Origin of the sequence: Streptomyces sp. NPDC096339 (assembly GCF_044762985.1) — a bacterium.
Classification (GTDB): Bacteria; Actinomycetota; Actinomycetes; order Streptomycetales; family Streptomycetaceae; genus Streptomyces.
Map to the genome: position 1 here is coordinate 59,060 of NZ_JBIWFI010000037.1, position 24,587 is coordinate 83,646.

Annotated in this window: 2 protein-coding genes and 1 pseudogene; all 3 read left to right on the top strand. The window is 72.9% G+C overall.

The features are described 5' to 3' along the window. Positions 1 to 5 precede the first annotated feature (5 nt). Entirely contained in the window at positions 6 to 8,405 is an 8,400-nt protein-coding gene (locus ACIQ5Y_RS32840; RefSeq protein ID WP_403888799.1) for a type I polyketide synthase, read from the top strand. Between the two features lie 98 nt (positions 8,406 to 8,503). Further along, positions 8,504 to 19,114, top strand: coding sequence for a type I polyketide synthase (locus ACIQ5Y_RS32845; protein ID WP_403888829.1), 10,611 nt, complete (start codon positions 8,504 to 8,506; stop codon positions 19,112 to 19,114). A 111-nt stretch (positions 19,115 to 19,225) separates the two neighbouring features. After that, positions 19,226 to 24,583 (top strand): annotated as a pseudogene (locus ACIQ5Y_RS32850) (type I polyketide synthase); the annotation flags it as partial. Positions 24,584 to 24,587 lie beyond the last annotated feature (4 nt).

Sequence of the window (24,587 nt, forward strand, 5' to 3'; positions counted from 1 at the left end):
CCCGCGTGGCTGAGGAACAGAAACTCCGCGATTACCTCAAGCGAGCCATCAACGACGCCCAGACCGCGCACCGCAAGCTCCGCGAGGCCGAGGACAAGGAGCACGAGCCGATCGCGATCGTCGGCATGGGCTGCCGCTTCCCCGGCGGAGTCGGCTCGTCCGAAGACCTGTGGCGCCTCGTGGCGGCGGAGACCGACGCGGTCGGCCCCTTCCCCGAAGGCCGCGGCTGGCCCGAGGACCTCTACGACGCCGACCCGGAGGCCTCCGGCCACAGCTACACCAGGGAAGGCGGGTTCCTCCACGACGCCGGGCTGTTCGACGCCGGCTTCTTCGAGATCTCGCCGCGTGAGGCCCTCGCCATGGACCCCCAGCAGCGCCTGCTGCTGGAGGTCGCCTGGGAGACCGTCGAGCAGGCCGGGATCGCACCGGCCTCCCTGCGCGGCAGCAGCACCGGCGTCTACGTCGGCGCCACCGGCCAGGACTACGGCCCGCGCATGCAGGACGCCCCGCCCAGCGTGGAGGGGCTGGTCCTCACCGGGAGCACCTCCAGCATCATGTCCGGCCGCGTCGCCTACCACCTCGGCCTGACGGGCCCGGCGGTCACCCTCGACACGGCCTGCTCCTCCTCGCTCGTCGCCCTGCACCTCGCGGCGCGGGCGCTGCGTGCGGGGGAGTGCGACATGGCACTGGCCGGCGGCATCATGATCATGGCGACGCCCGGCACCTTCGTGGAGTTCAGCCGCCAACGGGGCCTCTCGGCCGACGGCCGCTGCAAGTCCTTCTCGGCCGATGCGGACGGCACCGGCTGGGGCGAGGGCGTCGGCATGCTGCTCGTCGAGCGTCTGTCGGACGCGCAGCGCAAGGGCCACAAGGTGCTGGCCGTCATCCGCGGTACGGCGGTCAACCAGGACGGCGCGTCCAACGGCCTGACCGCCCCCAACGGCCGAGCCCAGCAGCGCGTCATCCGCGACGCCCTGGCAAACGCCCGCCTGACCCCGGCCGACGTGGACGTGGTCGAGGCGCACGGCACGGGCACCCGCCTGGGCGACCCCATCGAGGCGGAGGCACTGCTCACCGCCTACGGCAAGACGCGCCCGGAGGGCCGGCCGCTGCTGCTGGGCTCCGTGAAGTCGAACATCGGTCACACGCAGCACGCGGCGGGCGCGGCCGGAATCATCAAGATGGTCCTGGCCATGCGGCACGGTGTGGTGCCCAAGACCCTCCACGCCGACGAGCCGACGCCCATGGTCGACTGGTCGGCCGGAGCGGTCGAGCTGGCGAGCGAGACGCGGGACTGGCCCGAGACGGGCCGCCCGCGGCGCGCCGCGGTGTCCTCCTTCGGCGTGAGCGGCACCAACGCCCACGTGGTGCTGGAACAGGCTCCGGCGGATGAGGAGGCTGTTGCCGAGGGGGTTGCCCCGGCTGTGGTCCCGTTCGTGGTGAGCGGCCGTACGGCCGGTGCGCTGGGCGCGCAGGTGGAGCGGCTGCGGGAGTTCGTGACGGGTTCGGATGCCCGTCCGGTGGACATCGGCTCCTCGCTGGTGGCCTCGCGGTCCCTGTTCGATCACCGGGCTGTCGTCGTCGGTGACGATGTTGTCGAGGGTGTGGCCGGGTCGGGCCGTGTGGGTGTGTTGTTCACGGGTCAGGGTGCTCAGCGGGCCGGTATGGGCCGTGAGCTGTACGAGGCCTTCCCTTCGTTCGCGGCCGCGTTCGACGAGGTTCTGTCCCACCTGGATGGCTCGCTCCGTGAGGTGGTCTTCTCGGGTGAGGGTCTGGATGAGACGGGCAACACGCAGCCGGCTCTGTTCGCCCTTGAGGTCGCCCTCTACCGCTTGGTCGAGTCGTGGGGTGTGAAGCCGGAGGTCCTGGCCGGTCACTCCATCGGTGAGATCGCCGCCGCGCACATCTCCGGTGTGCTGTCGCTGGAGGACGCTGCGGCTCTGGTGTCGGCGCGTGGTCGTCTGATGCAGGCGCTGCCCGCCGGTGGAGCGATGGTCGCGGTCCAGGCGTCGGAGGAGCAGGTCCTTCCGCTGCTTGCCAGCCGCGAGGCTTCCGTCGGTATCGCCGCGGTCAATGGTCCGACGTCCGTGGTGTTGGCTGGTGTTGAGGCCGAGGTCCTGGAGATCGCCGGTTCGCTGGGCGTGAAGTTCAAGCAGCTGGCCGTCAGCCACGCGTTCCACTCGCCGCTGATGGACCCGATGCTGGACGACTTCCGCCAGGTCGTTGCCGGGCTGACCTTCAACGCCCCGCAGATCCCGATCGTCTCCACGGTCACCGGCCAGTCGGCGACGGCGGATGAGCTGACCTCGGTCGACTACTGGGTCGACCACGTCCGCCGCCCGGTCCGCTTCGCCGCCGCGATCGCCGCCATCGAGGCCCAGGGCGTTGAGTCCCTGCTCGAACTCGGCCCGGACGGTGTCCTGTCCGCCCTGGCCGCCGAAGTCGTCGAGATCCCGGCGGTCCCGGCCCTGCGCAAGGGCCGTCCCGAGGCCGAGCAGCTCGTCACCGCCCTCGGCCGGCTGTTCACCCAGGGCGTCCCGGTCGACTGGACCTCGTACTACGAAGGCTCGGGCGGCCGGCGCGTCGACCTGCCCACCTACGCCTTCCAGCACGAGCACTACTGGCTGGTGCCCGCCGCCGGTGACGCGACCCAGTACTCCGCCCCCGTCGTGGTCGAGCACCGGACCCCCCGCCTGGGCGGCGGAGCGGCCGAGCTGATCGAGGAGCTCACCGCCCTCGGCGACGCCGAACAGAACGAGCTCCTGCTACAGCTCGTGCGCGAGCAGCTCGCCGTGGTCCTCGGCTACGCCGATCCCGGCTCCGTGGGCGCACAGCAGAACTTCACCGAGCTCGGCTTGACCTCCATGACCGCCGTGGATCTGCGCGACCGGCTGAACGCGGTGACCGGCCTGCGGATTCCGGCCACGGTCAGCTTCGACCACCCCACCCCGCAGGCGGTCGTCACCTACCTCCGGGACGAATTGCTCGGCTCCGACGGCACCGTACGGACCTTCACCGCCGGCCGCGCGAGCGACGAGCCGATCGCCATCGTCGGCATGGCCTGCCGCTACCCGGGCGGCGTGAGCTCGCCCGAGGAGCTGTGGCGGCTGGTGTCCGACGGCGTCGACGCCATCGGCCCGCTGCCCGCCGGACGTGGTTGGGACGAGGACCTGTACGACCCGGACCCCGACCGCTCGGGCAAGAGCTACACCCGTGAAGGCGGCTTCCTCTACAACGCCGACCAGTTCGACGCCGGCTTCTTCGGGATCTCCCCGCGCGAGGCCCTGGGCATGGACCCCCAGCAGCGGCTGCTGTTGGAGACCGCCTGGGAGGCGTTCGAGCGGGCGGGCATCGACCCCGACTCGGTGCGCGGCAGCCAGACGGGCGTCTTCGCCGGAGGCAACGGCGCGGACTACGCCACGATGATGACCCGAGCCCCCGAAGGGGTCGACGGCTACCTGATGACCGGCAACGCGGCCAGTGTCGTCGCGGGCCGCATCTCGTACGCCTTCGGCCTCGAAGGCCCGGCCATGACGATCGACACGGCCTGTTCCTCCTCGCTGGTCGCCCTGCACCTCGCGGCGCAGGCCCTGCGCGCGGGCGAGTGCGAGATGGCCCTCGTCGGCGGCGTGACCGTCATGTCCACCCCGGGCACGTTCATCGAATTCAGCCGCCAGCGTGGCCTGGCCGCCGACGGCCGTTGCAAGGCCTTCTCGGCCGGTGCGGACGGTACCGGCTGGGCCGAGGGCGTCGGCATGCTGCTCGTCGAGCGGCTGTCGGACGCGCAGCGCAAGGGCCACAACGTGCTCGCCGTCGTCCGCGGTACGGCCGTCAACCAGGACGGCGCGTCCAACGGCCTGACCGCCCCCAACGGCCCCTCCCAGCAGCGGGTCATCCGCCAGGCCCTCGCCAACGCCCGCCTGACGGCGGCGGACGTGGACGTGGTGGAGGCGCACGGTACGGGTACCCGTCTGGGCGACCCGATCGAGGCCGAGGCGCTGCTCGCGACCTACGGCCAGGAGCACTCGGCCGAGCAGCCGCTGTGGCTGGGCTCCCTGAAGTCCAACATCGGCCACGCCCAGGCCGCGGCGGGTGTCGGCGGTGTCATCAAGATGGTCGAGGCGATGCGGCACGGTGTCCTGCCGAAGACGCTCCATGCCGACCAGCCCTCCCCGCTCATCGACTGGGCTTCCGGCGGCGTCGAGTTGCTCACCGAGGCCGGGGATTGGCCGGAGACCGGTCGCCCGCGCCGCGCAGCCGTGTCCTCCTTCGGCGCCAGTGGCACGAACGCGCACGTTGTTCTCGAACAAGCCGCCGACGCGGAGAAGCCGGCAGAGGCCGCGGGCACGGCTCCGGCGGTGTCGCCGTGGCCGGTGTCCGGCCGCACGGCCGGCGCGCTGCGCGAGCAGACCGAGCGGCTGCGGGAGTTCGCCGCCGCCTCGGGCGCCCGGCCGAGCGACATCGGCTGGTCGCTGGCCACGCACCGTTCGGTGTTCGATCACCGGGCCGTGGTGGTCGGTGACGAGGTCGTCGAGGGTATCGCCGGGTCGGGTCGGCTCGGTGTGTTGTTCACGGGTCAGGGTGCTCAGCGGGCCGGTATGGGCCGTGAGCTGTACGAGGCCTTCCCGGCGTTCGCGGTCGCGTTCGACGAGGTTCTCGCGCACCTGGATGGTGGGCTGCGGGATGTGGTCTTCTCGGGTGAGGGTCTGGATGAGACGGGCAACACGCAGCCGGCTCTGTTCGCCCTTGAGGTTGCTCTTTACCGTCTGGTCGAGTCGTGGGGTGTGAAGCCGGAGGTTCTGGCCGGTCACTCCATCGGTGAGGTCGCCGCCGCGCACGTCTCTGGTGTGCTGTCGCTGGAGGATGCTGCGGCTTTGGTGTCGGCGCGTGGTCAGCTGATGCAGGCGCTGCCCGCGGGCGGTGCGATGGTGGCGGTCCAGGCGTCGGAGGAGCAGGTTCTCCCGCTGCTCGCCGGCCGCGAGGCTTCCGTCGGCATCGCAGCCGTCAACGGTCCGATGTCCGTGGTGTTGGCGGGTGTTGAGGCCGAGGTTCTGGAGATCGCCGGTTCGCTGGGTGTGAAGTTCAAGCAGCTCACGGTCAGTCATGCGTTCCATTCGCCGCTGATGGACCCGATGCTGGACGACTTCCGCGAGGTCGTTGCCGGGCTGACGTTCAACGCCCCGCAGATCCCGATCGTTTCCACGGTCACCGGCCGGCCGGCGACGGCGGAGGAACTGACCTCCGTCGACTACTGGGTCGACCACGTCCGCCGCCCCGTCCGCTTCGCCGACGCGGTCACCGCCATCGAGGCGCAAGGCGTCGAGTCGCTCCTCGAACTCGGCCCGGACGGTGTTCTGTCCGCCATGGCCGCCGAAGGCACCGAGACGGCCGTCACGGTTCCCGCACTGCGCAAGGGTCGTCCCGAGCCGGAGCAGCTGGTCACCGCCCTCGGCGCGCTGTTCACCAGGGGCGTTCCGGTCGACTGGACCTCGTACTACGCGGGCTCCGGCGGCCGGCGCGTCGACCTGCCGACGTACGCCTTCCAGCGCGAGTCGTACTGGCTCGTGCCCGTGGCCGACACCGTCGACGTGAACTCGGCCGGCCTCACCTCCGCCGACCACCCGCTGCTCGGTGCCGCCGTCGAACTCGCCGACGGCGAGGGCCTGATCCTCACCGGACGCCTCTCCCTCCAGACGCACGGCTGGCTCGCCGACCACGCGGTCGCGGAAACGGTCCTGCTGCCCGGTACCGCCTTCGTGGAGATGGCCACCCAGGCCGGCGACCGCGTCGGCTGCGGCACCATCGAGGAACTCACCCTCGCCGCACCGCTGATCCTGCCCGAGCGCGGCGGCATCCAGGTGCAGCTCACGGTCGGTGCGCCCGACGACTCCGGTCGCCGGGTCCTGGCCGTGCACGCCCGGCCCGAAGGACAGGACGGGGACGCCGAGGCGTGGATCCAGCACGCCTCCGGTGTGCTCGCGCCGACCGCCGCGCGGATCCCCGGCGACCTGGTGGAGTGGCCGCCGGCCGGGGCCGCCGAGGTCGATGTCGAGGGCGCGTACGAGCGGCTCGCCGACCAGGGCTACGGCTACGGCCCCGCCTTCCAGGGGCTGCGCCGCGCCTGGCGGCGTGACGACGAGGTCTACGCCGAGGTCGAACTGCCCGACACGCAGCGGACCGACGCCGGGCTGTTCACCCTGCACCCGGCGCTGCTCGACGCCACGCTCCACGCCATGATGCTCAAGGCGCTGGAAGACGCGTCGGAGCCCGCGCTGCCGTTCTCGTGGGGTGGTGTCACCGTGCACGCCGCCGGGGCCGCCGACCTGCGCGTGCGCTTCGTGTCCACCGGCACCGACACCGTTTCCCTGCTCATCGCGGACGGCGCCGGCAAGCCCGTCGCCGAAGCGGACTCGCTGCTGTGGCGGACCGTCTCCGTGGACGCACTGGGCAGTGCTCGGACCACCTACCACGAGGCCCTCTTCCAGGTGGAGCGGACCAAGGTGGCCGGAGCGCCGACCGCGCCCGCCGAGGGCTGGGCCCTGCTCGGCGGCGGCGAACTCGGCCTGGTCCAGGGCCCGTTCCCGGGCCTGCGCAAGTACGAGGACATCTCCGCCCTGCTGGGCGCGATGGACGCGGGCGATCCGGTCCCGCCGGTGACCCTGCTGCCGCTCGCGGCCGCCACCGGGGCCGGCACGGTGCCGGACGCGGTGCGCGAGGTCACCTACCGCGCCCTGCGCCTGGCCCAGGAATGGCTCTCGGACGAGCGCCTGGAACAGTCCACGCTGCTGGTTGTGGCGAGCGGAGCAGAAGGCGGGGACCTCGCCGTGACCTCCGCGTGGAGCCTCCTGCGCTCGGCGCAGACGGAGAACCCCGGCCGGATCGTCCTCCTCGACCTGGCCGAGCGGTCCGAGCCCGGCCCGGCGACCTGGCAGGCGCTGATCGCCGCCCCCGCCACCGGTGAGCCGCAGCTCGCGATCCGGGGCGGCGAGCTGTACGCGCCGCGGCTGGCGCGCATGGCCGTCGAACCCGAGGCCGCGGAGCAGCGGTCGCCGTTCGACCCGGAGGGCACGGTGCTCGTGACCGGCGCCACCGGTGTGCTCGGCGCCATGCTGGCCCGCCGGCTGGTCACCGCGTACGGAGCACGCCGCCTGCTGCTCACCAGCAGGCGGGGCCCGGCCGCCGACGGAGCCGACGCCCTGCGCGACGAACTGTCCGCGCTCGGCGCCGAAGTGCGGATCGCCGCGTGCGACGCCGCCGACAGGGAAGCGCTCGCGCAGCTGCTCGCCTCGATCCCGGCGGAGCACCCGCTGACCGCGGTGGTCCACACGGCCGGTGTCGCCGACGACGGCGTCATCGCCTCGCTCACCCCCGAGCGGGTGGACGGCGTACTGCGCCCCAAGGTCGACGGCGCGTGGCACCTGCACGAGCTGACCGAGGACCTGCCGCTGTCGGCGTTCGTGCTCTTCTCCTCGGCCGCCGCGGTCTTCGGCGCCCCGGGCCAGGGCAACTACGCGGCCGCGAACGGGTTCCTGGACGCACTCGCCGAGTACCGGCGCGCCGCGGGCCTGCCCGCGACCTCACTGTCCTGGGGCCTGTGGGCCGAGGCCAGCGGGATCACCGGCCACCTCGGTGAGGCCGACCTCCAGCGCATGATCCGCGCCGGTCTGCTGCCGCTGACCGCCGACGACGGCCTGGAGCTCTTCGGGACCGCTCTCGGCCGAGACCGTGCCTGGGTCCTCCCGATGCGCCTGGACACCAAGGCGCTGCGCGCCCAGGGCGACGCGCTCCCCGCGATCCTGCGCGGCCTGGTCCGCCAGGCCCCGCGGCGGGCCGCCGCCGGTGCCGCCTCGGGTACCGGGGCCGGCGGATCGGGCCTCACCCAGCGCCTGGCGGCGCTGCCGCAGTCCGAACAGGACGCGGTGCTGCGCGAGTTGGTGTGCGCGCAGGTCGCGACCGTACTGGGCCACGCGGGACAGGACACGGTCGACCCGGAGCGGGCGTTCAAGGAGCTCGGCTTCGACTCCCTCACCGCCGTCGACCTGCGCAACCGCCTCAACGGAGAGACCGGACTGCGCCTGCCCGCCACCCTCATCTTCGACTACCCGACCCCGCAGGCGCTCGCCACGCACCTGCGCGAGGAGCTCGTCGATGCCGGGGTGTCGCCCGAACGGCTGGTGCTGGAGCGCATCGAGGCGCTGGAAGCAGCCCTGACGAGCCTGGAACTGGACGAGATGGCGGCGGCCCAGACCCGGGTCCGGCTGGCCGCACTGATGTCCGCGTGGGACGGCAGCCGGGGCCACGGGGCCGCGGCGGAGGGCACCGACGTGGCCGAGGACCTGGAATCGGCCTCCGTCGAGGAAATGTATGAATTCGTCGGCAAGGAATTCGGAATCACCTTCGACTGACGCGCCAGAAGGAAATCGAATTCCGAACTTTGTCGAAATGAATGGTAGGGAACGCAGAAATGTCGAACGACGAAAAGCTCCTCGGTGTCTTCAAGAAGGTGACCGCCGACCTGGTCCAGACGCGCAACCGTCTGCAGGAGCTCGAGGAGAAGAACCAGGAACCGATCGCCATCGTGGGCATGGCCTGCCGCTACCCCGGTGACGTCGAGTCGCCGGAGGACCTGTGGCGGCTGGTCGCCGACGGCACCGACGCGATCTCGCCGTTCCCGAGCCGGCGCGGCTGGCCCGAGGACCTGTACGACGCCGACCCCGAGGCGAAGGGCAAGAGCTACACCCGCGAGGGCGGCTTCCTGCACGACGCCGACAAGTTCGACCCCGACTTCTTCGGCATGAGCCCGCGCGAGGCCCTCGGCGTCGACGCCCAGCAGCGGCTGCTGCTGGAGACCGCCTGGGAGACCTTCGAGCGCGCCGGCATCGACCCGACCACCGTCAAGGAATCCGCCGTCGGCGTGTTCACCGGTGTCATGTACGGGGACTACGGCCTGCGGCTGCGGGACATCCCCGAGGGCCACGAGGGGCACATCCTCACCGGCAGCGCGGGCAGCGTCGCCTCCGGCCGCGTGGCCTACAACCTGGGCCTGACCGGCCCGGCCGTCACCGTCGACACGGCGTGCTCCTCCTCGCTGGTGGCCCTGCACCTCGCGGCGCAGGCCCTGCGCGCGGGCGAGTGCGAGATGGCCCTCGCGGGCGGCGTGACGGTCATGTCGACGCCGGGCACGTTCGTGGAGTTCAGCCGTCAGCGCGGTCTCGCCGCCGACGGCCGCTCGAAGTCCTTCTCGGCGGACGCGGACGGCGTCGGCTGGGGCGAGGGCGTCGGCATGCTGCTCGTCGAGCGCCTCTCCGACGCCAAGCGCAACGGCCACAAGGTGCTGGCGGTCGTACGGGGTTCGGCGATCAACCAGGACGGCGCGTCCAACGGCCTCACCGCCCCGAACGGCCCCTCGCAGCGCCGCGTCATCCGCCACGCGCTGATCAATGCCCGCCTGACCCCGGCCGACGTCGACGTCGTCGAGGCGCACGGTACGGGTACCCGGCTGGGCGACCCGATCGAGGCGGAGGCGCTGCTCGCGACCTACGGGCAGGAGCGCCAGGACGGCCGGCCACTGCTGCTGGGTTCGGTCAAGTCGAACATCGGGCACACGCAGGCGGCCGCCGGTGTCGCGGGCATCATCAAGATGGTCGAGGCCATGCGCCACGGCGTCCTCCCGAAGACCCTGCACGTGGGCGAACCCTCGACCGAGGTCGAGTGGTCGGCGGGCGAGGTGGAACTGCTGACCGAGGCGCGGGACTGGCCGGAGACGGGCCGTCCGCGCAGGGCCGCGGTGTCCTCGTTCGGGATCAGCGGGACGAACGCGCACGTGGTGCTGGAGCAGGCTCCGGTGGTCGAGGAGGCTGTTGCCGAGGGCACCGCTCCGGCTGTGGTCCCGTTCGTGGTGAGCGGCCGTACGGCCGGTGCGCTGAAGGGGCAGGTGGAGCGGCTGCGGGAGTTCGTGGCTGGTACGGACGCTCGCCCGGTGGACATCGGCTCCTCGTTGGTCGCCTCGCGTTCGCTGTTCGAGCACCGGGCCGTGATGGTCGGTGACGATGTTGTCGAGGGTGTGGCGGGTTCTGGCCGTGTGGGTGTGTTGTTCACGGGTCAGGGTGCTCAGCGGGCCGGTATGGGTCGTGAGCTGTACGAGGCGTTCCCGGCTTTCGCGGCCGCGTTCGACGAGGTTCTGTCTCACCTGGATGGCTCGCTCCGTGAGGTGGTCTTCTCGGGTGAGGGTCTGGACGAGACGGGCAACACGCAGCCGGCTCTGTTCGCCCTTGAGGTTGCTCTCTACCGTCTGGTCGAGTCGTGGGGTGTGAAGCCGGAGGTCCTGGCCGGTCACTCCATCGGTGAGATCGCGGCCGCGCACATCTCCGGGATCCTGTCCCTGGAGGATGCTGCGGCTCTGGTATCGGCGCGTGGTCGTCTGATGCAGGCGCTGCCCGCGGGCGGTGCGATGGTCGCGGTCCAGGCGTCGGAGGAGCAGGTTCTCCCGCTGCTCGCCGGCCGTCAGGCTTCTGTCGGTATTGCCGCGGTCAATGGTCCGATGTCCGTGGTGTTGGCGGGTGTTGAGGCCGACGTTCTGGAGATCGCCGGTTCGCTGGGTGTGAAGTTCAAGCAGCTGAGCGTGAGTCATGCGTTCCATTCGCCGCTGATGGACCCGATGCTGGAGGAGTTCCGCAAGGTCGTTGCCGGGCTGACGTTCAACGCCCCGCAGATCCCGGTCGTCTCCACGGTCACCGGTCAGGCGGCGACGGCGGAGGAACTGACCTCCGTCGACTACTGGGTCGACCACGTCCGCCGCCCCGTCCGCTTCGCCGACGCCGTCAGCGCCATCGAGGCGCAGGGTGTCGAGTCGCTCCTCGAACTCGGCCCGGACGGTGTTCTGTCCGCCATGGCCGCCGAGGTCACCGAGACGGCCGTCACGGTTCCCGCACTGCGCAAGGGTCGTCCCGAGCCGGAGCAGCTGGTCACCGCCCTCGGCGGGCTGTTCACCAGGGGTGTCCCGGTCGACTGGGCCTCGTACTACGCGGGCTCCGGCGGCCGGCGCGTCGATCTGCCCACCTACGCCTTCCAGCACGAGCGCTACTGGCTCATGCCGACCACCGGCACGGGCGACGTCTCCTCGGCCGGTCTGACCGCCGCGGGCCACCCGCTGCTCGGTGCCGCCGTCGAACTCGCCGACGGCGAGGGCCTGATCCTCACCGGACGCCTCTCCCTCCAGACCCACCCCTGGCTCGCCGACCACGCCATCCTCGACACGGTGCTGCTGCCCGGCACCGCGTTCGTCGAGCTGGCCACCCAGGCCGGCGACCGCGTCGGCTGCGACACCATCGAGGAACTCACCCTCGCCGCACCGCTGATCCTCCCCGAGCGCGGCGGCATCCAGCTCCAGCTGACCGTCGGCGGACCGGACGCGTCCGGCCGGCGCGCGATCGCCGTCCACTCCCGCCCCGACGGCGAGGACCAGCCCTGGACCCAGCACGCCACCGGCAGCCTGGTGGCCGGCGGTGCACCCGCCCCCGCAGGCCTGCTCGTGTGGCCGCCGGCCGGCGCGACCGAGGTCGACGTCGAGGGCGCCTACGAGCGGCTCACCGAGCAGGGGCACGGCTACGGTCCCTCTTTCCGGGGACTGCGCCGCGCCTGGCGCTCGCCCGACGGCGAGATCTACGCCGAGGTCGCCCTGCCCGATGAGCAGCGCACCGACGCCGCCCGGTTCGCCCTGCACCCGGCGCTCCTCGACGCCGCCCTCCACCCGCTCCTGCGCGGTGTGGTCGACGACGACCGCCAGGGCGGCCTGCCGTTCTCCTGGTCCGGCCTCACCGTTCACGGCGCCGGCGCCTCCGTGCTGCGGGTGCAGCTCACCCTGACCGGAGCGGACACGCTGCGGCTGGTCGCCTCGGACGGTACGGGCGCCCCCGTCGTCACCGTCGAGTCCCTGCTGTCCCGGGCCATCTCGGCCGAGGCGCTGCGCAACGCCGGTAACACCGGAAACGACGCCCTCTTCCACCTCGAATGGACCCGTGTGCCCACTGCCGCGGCCGTGCCGGCGACCGACACGTGGTCGGTGCTCGGCGAGGCCGGGGCCGGGTTCCCGGGCCTCGCCGGACTGGGCGAGCCCTTCGGATGGGCCACGTTCGAGGACGAGACGGCCGAGGTCCCCGCCGTCCTCCTCGCGCCCTTCACCCGGCCCGAGCCGTCCGACCCGGTGGCCGCCCTGCGCGCCGCGACGCTGGGCGCCCTGGATCTCGTACAGAAGTGGCTGGCCGACGAGCGGTACGAGGACTCCCGGCTCGTCGTGCTGACCGAGGGCGCAGTATCGCCCGACTCCGACCAGCCGGGCGATGTGGCCCTGGCCGGCGTACGGGGTCTCCTGCGGACCGCCCAGAACGAGAACCCCGGCCGCTTCGTCCTCCTCGACCTCGACCCGGCGGGCCACGCGGACTCCCTGGCCGAGACGATCGCCGCCGCCCTCGCCACCGGCGAGCCCGAGCTCGCCCTGCGCGACGGCGCCGCGTTCGCCCCGCGCCTCGCCCGCCTGGCCGTCCCGGCCCCGGTCGGCGACGACTCGGCGCGGCCCGCCTTCGGCCCCGAAGGCACCGTGCTGATCACCGGCGCCACCGGCGACCTGGGCACCCTGCTCTCCCGCCACCTCGTCACCGAGCACGGCGTCCGGAACCTCCTGCTCATCAGCCGGCGCGGCGCCCAGGCCCCGGGCGTCGCCGAACTGGAAACCGAACTGATCGGGCTCGGCGCGCACGTCACCTTCGCCGCCTGCGACGTCGCGGACCGCGACGCGCTCGCCGCGCTATTCGCGGGCATCCCCGCGGACCGGCCGCTGAAGGGCGTCGTCCACACGGCGGGCGTGCTCGACGACGGCATCGCCGCGACCCTGACCGCCCAGCAGCTCGACCGCGTGCTCCGGCCCAAGGTGGACGCCGCGTGGAACCTCCACGAGCTCACCAAGGACCTGGACCTCACGGCCTTCGTCCTCTACTCCTCCTCGGCCGCGACCTTCGGCGGCCCCGGCCAGGCCAACTACTCGGCCGCCAACGCCTTCCTGGACGAGCTTGCCCGCCACCGCCGTGCCATCGGCCTCCCCGCGACCGCCCTCGCCTGGGGCCTGTGGGCACAGACCGGCGGCATCACCGACAGCCTGTCGCAGAACGACGTCGACCGGATCGCCCGCGCCGGCATGCTGCCGCTGGCCGAGACCGACGGCATGGAGCTCTTCGACACGGTCGTAGGCTCCGGGCTCGCCTGGGCCCTGCCCACCCGCTTGGACCTGTCCGTCCTGCGGTCCCTGGGTGACGGACTGCCCGCGCTGCTGCGCGGTCTCGTACGGGTCGCCCCCCGGCGCAGGGCCGCCACGGCGGGCACCGACGGCACCGCCGCCAACGCGCTGGTCCAGCAGCTCGCCGGGCTCACCGGAGCCGAGAGCGAGCGGGTCCTCGTGGACTTCGTACGCGGCCACGTGGCAGCCGTCCTCGGCCACAGCGACCACGCCTCCATCGGCCAGGACCGCGCTTTCAAGGAGCTCGGCTTCGACTCCCTCACGGCGGTCGAACTGCGCAACGAGCTGAACGGCGCGACCGGTCTGCGCCTCCCCGCGGCCCTGATCTTCGACTACCCGACCCCGGCGGACATCGCCCGCTTCCTGCACGGCGAACTCGCCGGCACCGCGGCCACTCCCGCGGTCGCCCCGCGGGCGACGAAGGCCGTGGACGACGACCCGATCGCCATCGTCGGCATGGCCTGCCGACTGCCCGGCGGCGTCACCTCGCCCGAGGACCTGTGGCGCGTCGTCACGGAGGAGATCGACGCCATCGGCGGCTTCCCGACGGACCGCGGCTGGGACATCGACGGCATCTACGACCCCGACCCGGAGGCGAAGGGCAAGAGCTACGCCCGCGAGGGCGGCTTCGTCGACGGCGTCGACCGCTTCGACCCCGCCCTGTTCGGCATCTCGCCGCGCGAGGCGCTGGGCATGGACCCGCAGCAGCGGATGCTCCTGGAGACCGTCTGGGAGAGCATCGAGCGCGCCGGCATCGACCCGGTGTCGCTGCGCGGCAGCCAGACCGGCGTGTTCGTCGGCGTCAGCGGCCAGGACCACGGCAGCCTCCTCGCCCAGGTCCCCTCCTTCGAGGGCCAGCTGCTGACCGGCAGCGCCAACAGCATCGCCTCCGGCCGCATCTCCTACCACCTGGGCCTGACCGGCCCGGCGATCACCCTGGACACCGCCTGCTCCTCCTCCTTGGTCTCGCTGCACCTCGCGGCGCAGGCCCTGCGCTCGGGCGAATGCGACCTGGCGCTGGCGGGCGGCGCGCTCCTCATGTCCACCCCCACGCTGTTCGTGGAGTTCAGCCGCCAGCGCGGACTGGCCCCCGACGGCCGTTGCAAGGCCTTCTCGGCCGGTGCGGACGGCACCGGCTGGGCCGAGGGCGTCGGCGTGCTCCTGGTCGAGCGTCTGTCGGACGCGCGGCGCAACGGGCACCAGGTGCTGGCCGTCGTCCGCGGTACGGCGGTCAACCAGGACGGCGCGTCCAACGGCCTCATGGCCCCCAACGGCCCCTCCCAGCAGCGGGTCATCCGTCAGGCCCTGGCCGGAGCCGGTCTTTCGGCGGCGGACGTCGATGTGGTGGAGGCGCACGGTACGGGTACCCGGCTGGGCGACCCGATCGAGGCGGAGGCGCTGCTGGCGACCTACGGGCAGGAGCGCCCGGAGGGCCGGCCGCTGCTGCTGGGCTCCGTGAAGTCGAACATCGGTCACACGCAGCACGCGGCCGGTGCGGCCGGAATCATCAAGATGGTCCTGGCCATGCAGCACGGTGTGGTGCCGAAGACCCTGCACGTGGGCGAGCCCTCCCCGATGATCGACTGGTCCGCGGGCGAGGTGGAGCTCGTCACGGAGGCCCGGGAGTGGCCGGAGACCGGCCGTCCGCGTCGCTCGGCGGTCTCGTCGTTCGGCGTCAGCGGGACGAACGCGCACGTGGTGCTGGAACAGGCTCCCGCGGTCGAGGAGCCGGTGGCCGAGGGCACCGCTCCGGCTGTGGTCCCGTTCGTGGTGAGCGGCCGTACGGCCGGTGCGCTGAAGGGGCAGGTGGAGCGGCTGCGGGAGTTCGTGGCGGGTTCGGATGCCCATCCGGTGGACATCGGCTCCTCGTTGGTCGCCTCGCGTTCGCTGTTCGAGCACCGGGCCGTGATGGTCGGCGGCGAGGTCGTCGAGGGTGTGGCGGGTTCGGGTCGGCTCGGTGTCGTGTTCACGGGTCAGGGTGCTCAGCGGGCCGGTATGGGCCGTGAGTTGTACGAGGCGTTCCCGGCGTTCGCCACCGCCTTTGACGAGGTCCTCGCGCACCTGGATGGTGGGCTGCGGGATGTGGTCTTCTCGGGTGAGGGTTTGGATGAGACGGGCAACACCCAGCCGGCTCTCTTTGCCCTTGAGGTTGCTCTCTACCGGCTGGTCGAGTCGTGGGGTGTGAAACCGGAGGTTCTGGCCGGTCACTCGATCGGTGAGGTCGCCGCCGCGCACGTCTCCGGTGTGCTGTCTCTTGAGGATGCTGCGGCTCTGGTGTCGGCGCGTGGTCGTCTGATGCAGGCGCTGCCCGCGGGCGGTGCGATGGTGGCGGTCCAGGCGTCGGAGGCACAGGTCCTTCCCCTCCTCGCCGGCCGTGAGGAGACCGTCGGTATCGCCGCGGTCAACGGTCCGACATCCGTGGTCTTGGCGGGTGTTGAGGCCGAGGTCCTGGAGATCGCCGGTTCGCTGGGCGTGAAGTTCAAGCAGCTCACGGTCAGTCATGCGTTCCACTCGCCGCTGATGGACCCGATGCTGGACGACTTCCGCGAGGTCGTTGCCGGGCTGACCTTCAACGCTCCGCAGATCCCGGTCGTCTCCACGGTCACCGGTCAGGCGGCCACGGCGGAGGAACTGACCTCCGTGGACTACTGGGTCGACCACGTCCGCCGCCCCGTCCGCTTCGCCGATGCCGTCAGCGCCATCGAGGCCCAGGGCGTCGAGTCCCTGCTCGAACTCGGCCCCGACGCGGTCCTGACCGCCATGGCGGCCAACGTCACGGAGTCGGTCACCACGGTTCCGGCTCTCCGCAAGGGCCGGCCGGAGCCGGAGCAGCTCGTGGCCTCCCTCGGCGGGCTGTTCACCAGGGGCGTCCCGGTCGACTGGACCTCGTACTACGCGGGCTCCGGCGCCCGGCACGTCGACCTCCCGACCTACGCCTTCCACCACGACTCCTACTGGCTGCTCCCCCCGGCCGCCACGGGTGACGTCACCTCCGCCGGGCTCGACGAGGCCGGGCACCCGCTGCTCGGGGCCGCCGTCGAACTCGCCCACGGCGAAGGTGCGGTGCTCATCGGCCGGCTGTCGCTCCAGTCGCACCCGTGGCTGGCCGACCACGCGGTCTTCGGGACCGTCCTGCTCCCCGGCACCGCCTTCGTGGAGCTGGCCGTCCGTGCCGGCGACCAGGTCGGCTGTGACGCCGTGGAGGAACTCACCCTCGCCGCACCGCTGGTGCTGCCCGAGCGCGGCGGCGTACAGCTGCAGATCACCGTGGCCGGGGAGGACGCTTCCGGCCGCCGCGAGCTGGGCATCTTCTCCCGGCCCGACGGCGAGGACCAGCCCTGGACCCAGCACGCCAACGGCATCCTCGCCGCCGGCACGGTTTCCGTGCCCACCGCCCCCCTCTCCGCCGCCTGGCCGCCCGCCGGCGCGCAGGAGATCGACCTGGCCGACGTGTACGGCCGGCTGGTCGACCAGGGCTACGGCTACGGGCCCGCCTTCCAGGGCCTGGGCCGCGCCTGGCGGTCCTCCGACGGCGAACTGTTCGCCGAGATCGCGCTGCCGGACGCGCAGCGCGAGGACGCCGGCCGGTTCACCCTGCACCCCGCCCTCCTCGACGCCTCACTGCACGTCCTGCTTCCGGGCGTCGCGGACGCCGACGGGAAGCCCGGCCTGCCGTTCTCCTGGTCAGGCGTCGCCGTCCACACCACGGGCGCCACCGCGCTGCGGGTGCGGCTGACCCGTACGACCGCGGAGACCGGGCTGGACGAGGTGTCCCTCGCGATCACCGACCCGGTGGGCACGCCCGTCGCCACGGTCGGGGCGCTGCTCTCCCGCGAGGTCTCCGCCGACATGCTGCGCAGCGCCGGTGTCACGCACCACGAGTCGCTGTTCCAGGTCGAGTGGAAGGCCCCCGCCGGAGCCGCCGCCACGGAGACCGACCTGACCGCCTGGGCGGTGCTCGGCACCGACACCCTGGGCCTCGGCGCGGGCGTGGACCCCGCCGGTGCCCTGCGCGGTTACGCCGACCTGCCCGCCCTGCGGGCCGCCGTGGACGCGGGGGAGCAGGCCCCCGCCGTCGTCCTCCTCCCGCTGTCCGCAGCGGCGGACGGCATCGACGCCGCCGACCTCGGCGGGATCGCCCGTTCCACCACCCACCGGGCGCTGGAACTGGCCCAGGCGTGGATCGCGGACCGACGTTTCGAGTCCTCCCGGCTGGTCCTGGTCACCAGCGACGCCGTCGCCGCCGACGCCGCGACGGGCCTGGAGTCCCTCGAACTCTCTGGTGCCTGGGGGCTGTTCCGCTCGGCGAACACCGAGAACCCCGACCGGTTCGCCCAGATCGACCTGGACGGCACCGACGGGTCCCGCCGGCTCATCCCGGCCGCCCTCGCGACCGGCGAGCGCGAGCTCGTGATCCGCGACGGGGAGGCCCGCGCCCCGCGGCTCGCCAAGGTGGAGATCGCCCCCGCCACGCAGCCCGCCCCCTGGGACTCCGAGGGCACGGTGCTCGTCACGGGCGCCACCGGCGGACTCGGCGTACTGCTCGCCCGCCACCTGGTGGCCGAGCAGGGCGTCCGGCACCTGCTGCTGGTGAGCCGGCGCGGCGCACAGGCGCCCGGCGCGGACGAGCTCAAGGCCGAACTGACCGGCCTCGGCGCGCACGTCACCTTCGCGGCCTGCGATGTGGTCGACCGGGCCGCGGTGGCGGAGCTGCTGGCCGCAGTGCCGGCCGAGCACCCGCTGACCGCGGTGGTGCACACCGCCGGTGTCCTGGACGACAGCATCGTCGTGTCGATGACGGCCGACCAGCTGGACGCGGTCCTCCAGCCCAAGATCGACGCAGCGTGGAACCTCCACGAGCTGACGGCCGACCTGGACCTGAGCGCCTTCATCCTCTACTCCTCCGTCTCGGGCATCCTCGGCCCGCCCGGACAGGCCAACTACGCGGCCGGCAACGCCTTCCTCAACGCGCTCGCCCAGCGACGCCGTTCGGCAGGGCTGCCCGCCACCTCACTCGCCTGGGGCCTGTGGGACCACGGGATGATCGGCCACCTCGACGAGGCCGACCGCAAGCGCGTCGCCAAGGGCGGGGTGACCCCCATGTCCGAGGCCGAAGGCATGGCACTGTTCGACACGGCCGTCGCGGAGGACCGCAACCTGCTGGCCCCGGTCCGCTTCGACACCGCCGCCCTGCGGGCCCTCGGCGAGAACCTGCCGCCGCTGCTGCGCGGTCTCGTACGGGTGGCACCGCGCCGGGCCGTCGCAGCGGCCCCGGGCGCCGCGGGTACGGAGGGACCGGCCCCGCTCGCCCAGCGGCTCGGCGCCCTCACCGGCGCCGAACGCGAGCAGGCGCTGGTGGACCTCGTACGGGCCGAGGTCGCGGCCGTCCTCGGACACTCCGGTCACGAGGCGGTCGACCAGACCCGCGCCTTCAACGAGCTCGGCTTCGACTCCCTGTCGGCCGTCGAACTCCGCAACCGGCTGGGCGCCGTCAGCGGCCTTCGACTGCCCGCCACGCTCGTCTTCGACTACCCGACGCCGTCGGCCGTCGCCGGCTACCTCCTCGAGGAGATCCCGGTCGCCGGGGCCGCCCCGGTGGGCTCGCTCGCCGAGGAGATCGACCGTCTGGAGGCCAGCATGTCGGTCGCCACGGGCGACGCCACCGAGTACGAGGCCGCCGCGGAGCGACTGGAGAAGCTCCTGCTCCGCCTCCGCGAATCCTCGGGTGCCGGCCCCAGGACCGGCGCGTTCTCCGAGGACGACATTCACGGCGCGTCCGTGGACGAGCTGCTCGACCTGATCGACGAAGAATTCGACCTCGCGTGAGGTCACGGAACATTCGGAACCTTCGATTCATCCGCCCTCACGGCAGGAAGTGACACGGTGCAGACCGAAAAGAACCAGCAGGAAAAAGTAGTCGACTACCTGAAGAAGGTCACCGCCGACCTCCGGCGGGCCCGCCAGCGGGTCCAGGAACTGGAGACCCGAGGCGAAGAACCCCTCGCCATCGTCGGCATGGCCTGCCGCTACCCGGGCGGCGTGAGCTCGCCCGCGGACCTGTGGCGGCTCGTCGCCGACGGCACGGACGCCATCAGCACCTTCCCCACCGGCCGAGGCTGGGACGAGGACCTGTACGACCCGGACCCCGACCGCATCGGCAAGAGCTACACCCGCGAGGGCGGCTTCCTGCACGATGCCGACAAGTTCGACGCGGGCTTCTTCGGGATCTCCCCGCGCGAAGCACTCGGCATGGACCCGCAGCAGCGGCTGCTGCTCGAAACCACCTGGGAGACGTTCGAGCAGGCCGGCATCGACCCGGCGTCGGTCCGCGGCACGGACATCGGCGTCTACGCCGGAGTCATGTACTACGACTACGCCCCGCCGGTCCGCGACATCCCGCAGGACCTCGAAGGCATCCTGATGACGGGCAACGCCGGCAGCGTCATCTCCGGCCGCCTCGCCTACTCCTTCGGCCTGACCGGCCCGACGGTCACGGTCGACACGGCCTGCTCCTCCTCGCTGGTCGCCCTGCACCTCGCCGGACAGGCCCTGCGCAACCGGGAGTGCTCGATGGCCCTCGCCGGCGGTGTGGCCGTCATGCACACCCCCAGCACCTTCGTGGAGTTCAGCCGCCAGCGCGGTCTCGCCGCCGACGGCCGCTCGAAGTCCTTCTCGGCGGACGCGGACGGCGTCGGCTGGGGCGAGGGCGTCGGCATGCTGCTGATCGAGCGCCTCTCCGACGCGCAGCGCAACGGGCACCAGGTGCTGGCGGTCGTACGCGGTACGGCGGTCAACCAGGACGGCGCCTCGAACGGCCTGACGGCCCCCAACGGGCCCTCGCAGCGCCGCGTCATCCGCCAGGCCCTGGAGAACGCCCGCCTGACGCCCGCCGACGTGGACGTGGTCGAGGCGCACGGCACGGGCACCCGGCTGGGCGACCCGATCGAGGCGGACGCGCTGCTGGCCACCTACGGCCGCCGGCGGCACGACCAGGAGCCGCTGTGGCTCGGCTCGCTGAAGTCGAACATCGGGCACACGCAGGCCGCGGCCGGCGTCGGCGGCGTCATCAAGATGGTCGAGGCCATGCGCCACGGTGTCCTCCCGAAGTCCCTGCACGCGGGGGAGGCCTCGCCGGAGGTCGACTGGTCGGCGGGTCAGGTGGAACTGCTGGCCGAAGCGCGGGCGTGGCCCGAGACCGGCCGTCCGCGTCGCTCGGCGGTGTCCTCGTTCGGCGTGAGCGGCACGAACGCGCACGTGGTGCTGGAGCAGGCTCCGGTGGTCGAGGAGGCTGTTGCCGAGGGGGTTGCCCCGGCTGTGGTCCCGTTCGTGGTGAGCGGCCGTACGGCAGGTGCGCTGAAGGGGCAGGTCGAGCGGCTGCGGGAGTTCGCGGCGGGCTCCGACGCCCGTCCGTTGGACATCGGCTGGTCGCTGGCCGCCGGACGCGCGGTGTTCGACCACCGGGCGGTCCTCGTGGGCGGCGAGGTCGTCGAGGGTCTGGCGGGTTCGGGTCGGCTCGGTGTGTTGTTCACGGGTCAGGGTGCTCAGCGGGCCGGGATGGGCCGTGAGCTGTACGAGGCGTTCCCGGCTTTCGCGGCCGCGTTCGACGAGGTCCTGTCGCACCTGGATGGCTCGCTCCGTGAGGTGGTCTTCTCGGGTGAGGGTCTGGACGAGACGGGCAACACGCAGCCGGCTCTGTTCGCCCTTGAGGTCGCTCTTTACCGGCTGGTCGAGTCGTGGGGTGTGAAGCCGGAGGTTCTGGCCGGTCACTCGATCGGTGAGGTCGCCGCCGCGCACGTCTCTGGTGTGCTGTCGCTGGAGGATGCTGCGGCTTTGGTGTCGGCGCGTGGTCGTCTGATGCAGGCGCTGCCCGCGGGCGGTGCGATGGTCGCGGTCCAGGCGTCGGAGGAGCAGGTTCTCCCGCTCCTCGCCGGCCGCGAGGAGACCGTCGGCATAGCCGCGGTCAACGGTCCGACGTCCGTGGTGTTGGCGGGTGTTGAGGCCGACGTTCTGGAGATCGCCGGTTCGCTGGGCGTGAAGTTCAAGCAGCTCACGGTCAGCCACGCGTTCCACTCGCCGCTGATGGACCCGATGCTGGACGACTTCCGCCAGGTCGTTGCCGGGCTCACGTTCAACGCCCCGCAGATCCCGATCGTCTCCACGGTCACCGGCCAGTCGGCGACGGCGGATGAGCTGACCTCGGTCGACTACTGGGTCGACCACGTCCGCCGCCCCGTCCGCTTCGCCGACGCCGTCAGCGCCATCGAGGCGCGCGGTGTCGAGTCCCTCCTCGAACTCGGCCCGGACGCTGTCCTGTCCGCCATGGCCGCGGAGGTCGAAGGCCTCACGGCCTCGCCGGCCCTGCGCAAGGGCCGCCCGGAGCCCGAGCAGCTCATCGCCTCCCTCAGCCGGCTGTTCGTCGCCGGCGTCCCGGTCGACTGGACCTCGTACTACGAAGGCTCGGGCGGCCGGCGCGTCGACCTGCCCACGTACGCCTTCCAGCACGAGCGCTACTGGCTCATCACCGAGCCCGGCGCGGCCCAGGCCCCCGCCTTCGGCCACCCGCTGCTCCGCTCGGCCGTCCAACTCGCCGACGGGGAGGGCCTGGTCCTCACCGGCCGGGTCTCCCGCACCGCCCACGACTGGCTCGCCGACCACACGGTGCTCGGCACCGCGACCCTGTCCGGCGCGGCCTTCGCCGAGCTCGCCGTCCAGGCCGGTGACGGAGTCGGCTGCGGCACCGTCGAACAGCTCTCCCTGTCCGCGCCACTGGTCCTCCCCGAGCAGGGTGGCGTCCAGCTCCAGATGATCGTCGCCGCCCCGGACGCCTCCGGCCGCCGCGAGCTGGGGATCTTCTCCCGGCCCGACGCCGAGGACCAGCCCTGGACCCGGCACGCCGAAGGCCTCCTCTCCGCGACCGGCGGCTCCTCTCCGGAGGCCGTCACCACCTGGCCGCCGGCCGGCGCGACGGAGGTCGACGTGGAGGGGGCCTACGGGCGGCTCGCCGCGCGCGGGCACGGCTACGGACCCGCCTTCCAGGGCCTGCGCCGCGCATGGACCGCGGCCGGCGAGCTCTACGCCGAGGTCGACCTCGCCGACGAGCAGCACGCGGAGGCGGCGGAGTTCGCCCTGCACCCCGCCCTGCTCGACGCGGCCCTGCACGCCGCCGTCCTCACCGGGACCGCCGTCCCGCAGGGCGGCGACGCCGACGCGGCGATCACTCCCCTCACTTGGTCCGGGATCAGCGTCCAGGCCACCGGCGCGACCTCGCTCCGGGTCCGCATCACCCCACAGGGCGACGGCCTGACCCTCGCGGCGGCCGACGCGGAAGGCGCCCCCGTCGCCTCCGTCAAGGCCCTGACCTGGCAGTCCGTACGGCCCGAGGAGCTGCGCCGCGCCACCGCCACCGTCGGCGGCCCGGACGGGCTCTTCCAGCTGGACTGGCTGCCGGTCGCCGACGCCCGCTCGGCCGATCCGGTCGAGGCCCCGGTGCTGTGCTCCGCCCGGGACCTGGCGGACCTCGACACCGTTCCCGCCGTGGTGGTGGCCGCCCTGGAGGCGACCGAAGACGTCCGCACGGCCGCGCGCTGCGCGCTGGAGCTGATCCAGGGCTGGCTGGCCGACGAGCGGTTCGCCGGCTCCCGGCTCGTCGTCGTGACCGGCGGCGCGGTCGCCACCGACGACCGTTCCCGGCCCGCCGACCCGGCCGCCGCCGCCGTCTGGGGTCTGCTCCGGTCGGCGCAGAGCGAGAACCCGGGACGCCTCACGCTCGTGGACACCGACGCGCCCGGAACCCCGGCAGCGGCCGCGTCCGCCGTCGGTGTCGCCGTCGCCACGGACGAGCCCCAGCTCGCGATCCGCGCGGGCATCGCCCACGCCCCGCGCCTGGTCCGGACCCGGACCGAAGCCGTCGAGAACCCCGCCGGAGCCTTCGGCAGCCCCGAGGGCACCGTCCTCATCACAGGCGGAACCGGTGCCCTCGGCGGCCTGCTCGCCCGCCACCTGGTGACCACGTACGACGTCCGGCACCTGCTGCTGACCAGCCGCCGCGGCCACGCCGCGCCCGGCGCCCAGGAGCTGGCCGCCGAACTGGCCGGCCTCGGCGCGGAGGTGACCTTCGCCGCCTGCGACGCCGCTGACCGCGAGGCTCTCGCCTCCCTGCTGGCCGGCGTACCGGACGAGCACCCGCTGACGGCGGTCGTCCACACCGCGGGCGTCACCGACGACGGCGTCGTGGGGTCCCTCGACGCCGAGCGGTTCGACCGGGTCCTGCGTCCCAAGGCAGACGCGGCCCGCAACCTCGACGAGCTGACGCGCGGCCTCGACCTGTCGGCGTTCGTCCTGTACTCCTCCGTCTCCGGCGTGCTCGGGGGCGCGGGCCAGGCCAACTACGCCGCCGCCAACGCCTACCTCGACGCCCTCGCCGCACAGCGCCGGGCGGCGGGACTGCCCGCGCTCTCCCTCGCGTGGGGCGCGTGGGGCGGCGGTGGCATGGCCGGCGAGCTGAGCGAGGCGGACCTGATCCGACTGCGCCGCACCGGCATCGTGCCCCTCACCGCCGAGCACGGTCTGTCCCTCCTGGACGCCGCCGTGCAGCACGGCAACCGCACCGGTCGAGCGGTCCTCGTACCGGCACCGCTCGACACCGCGGTCCTCGGCCGCCAGACGGACACCCTGCACCCCGTCCTGCGGGCCCTCGTACCGGCCGCGAACCGGCGCAGCGCGACGAACGGCGCCGGGGAGCAGGGGCAGTCCCTCTCCCAGCGCCTGGCCGCACTGCCCGCCGAGGCCCAGATCGGCGAGCTCACCGCACTGGTCCGGACCGAGGTCGCCCGCGTACTGGGCCACAGCGGCCCGGAGAGCATCGACCCGGAGCGCGCCTTCAAGGAGCTCGGCTTCGACTCGCTGACCTCCATCGACCTCCGCAACCGGCTGGGCGGAGCGACCGGCCTGCGCCTGCCGGCGGCCCTCGTCTTCGACCACCCGACGCCGGGAGCGGTCGCCGGATTCCTCCGCGCCGAACTGCTCCCGCAGCTCGGCGGCGCGGCCGACGACACCGAGGACCCGCAGGAGCGGGAGCTGCGCGAGCTGCTCACCACCATCCCGATCGACCGCGTCCGCCGGGCGGGACTCCTCGACCTGCTGCTCGGTCTCGCGGACTCCGACACAGAGGCGACGGCCGGCCAGGGTCCCGCGGTGGCGGAGGGCGCGGCGGGCACGGGCGACGCCATCGACGCCATCGACGACATGGACGCGGAAAGCCTGCTGCTGCTGGCGGGTGGCGGCCCGGCCGCCTGATGAC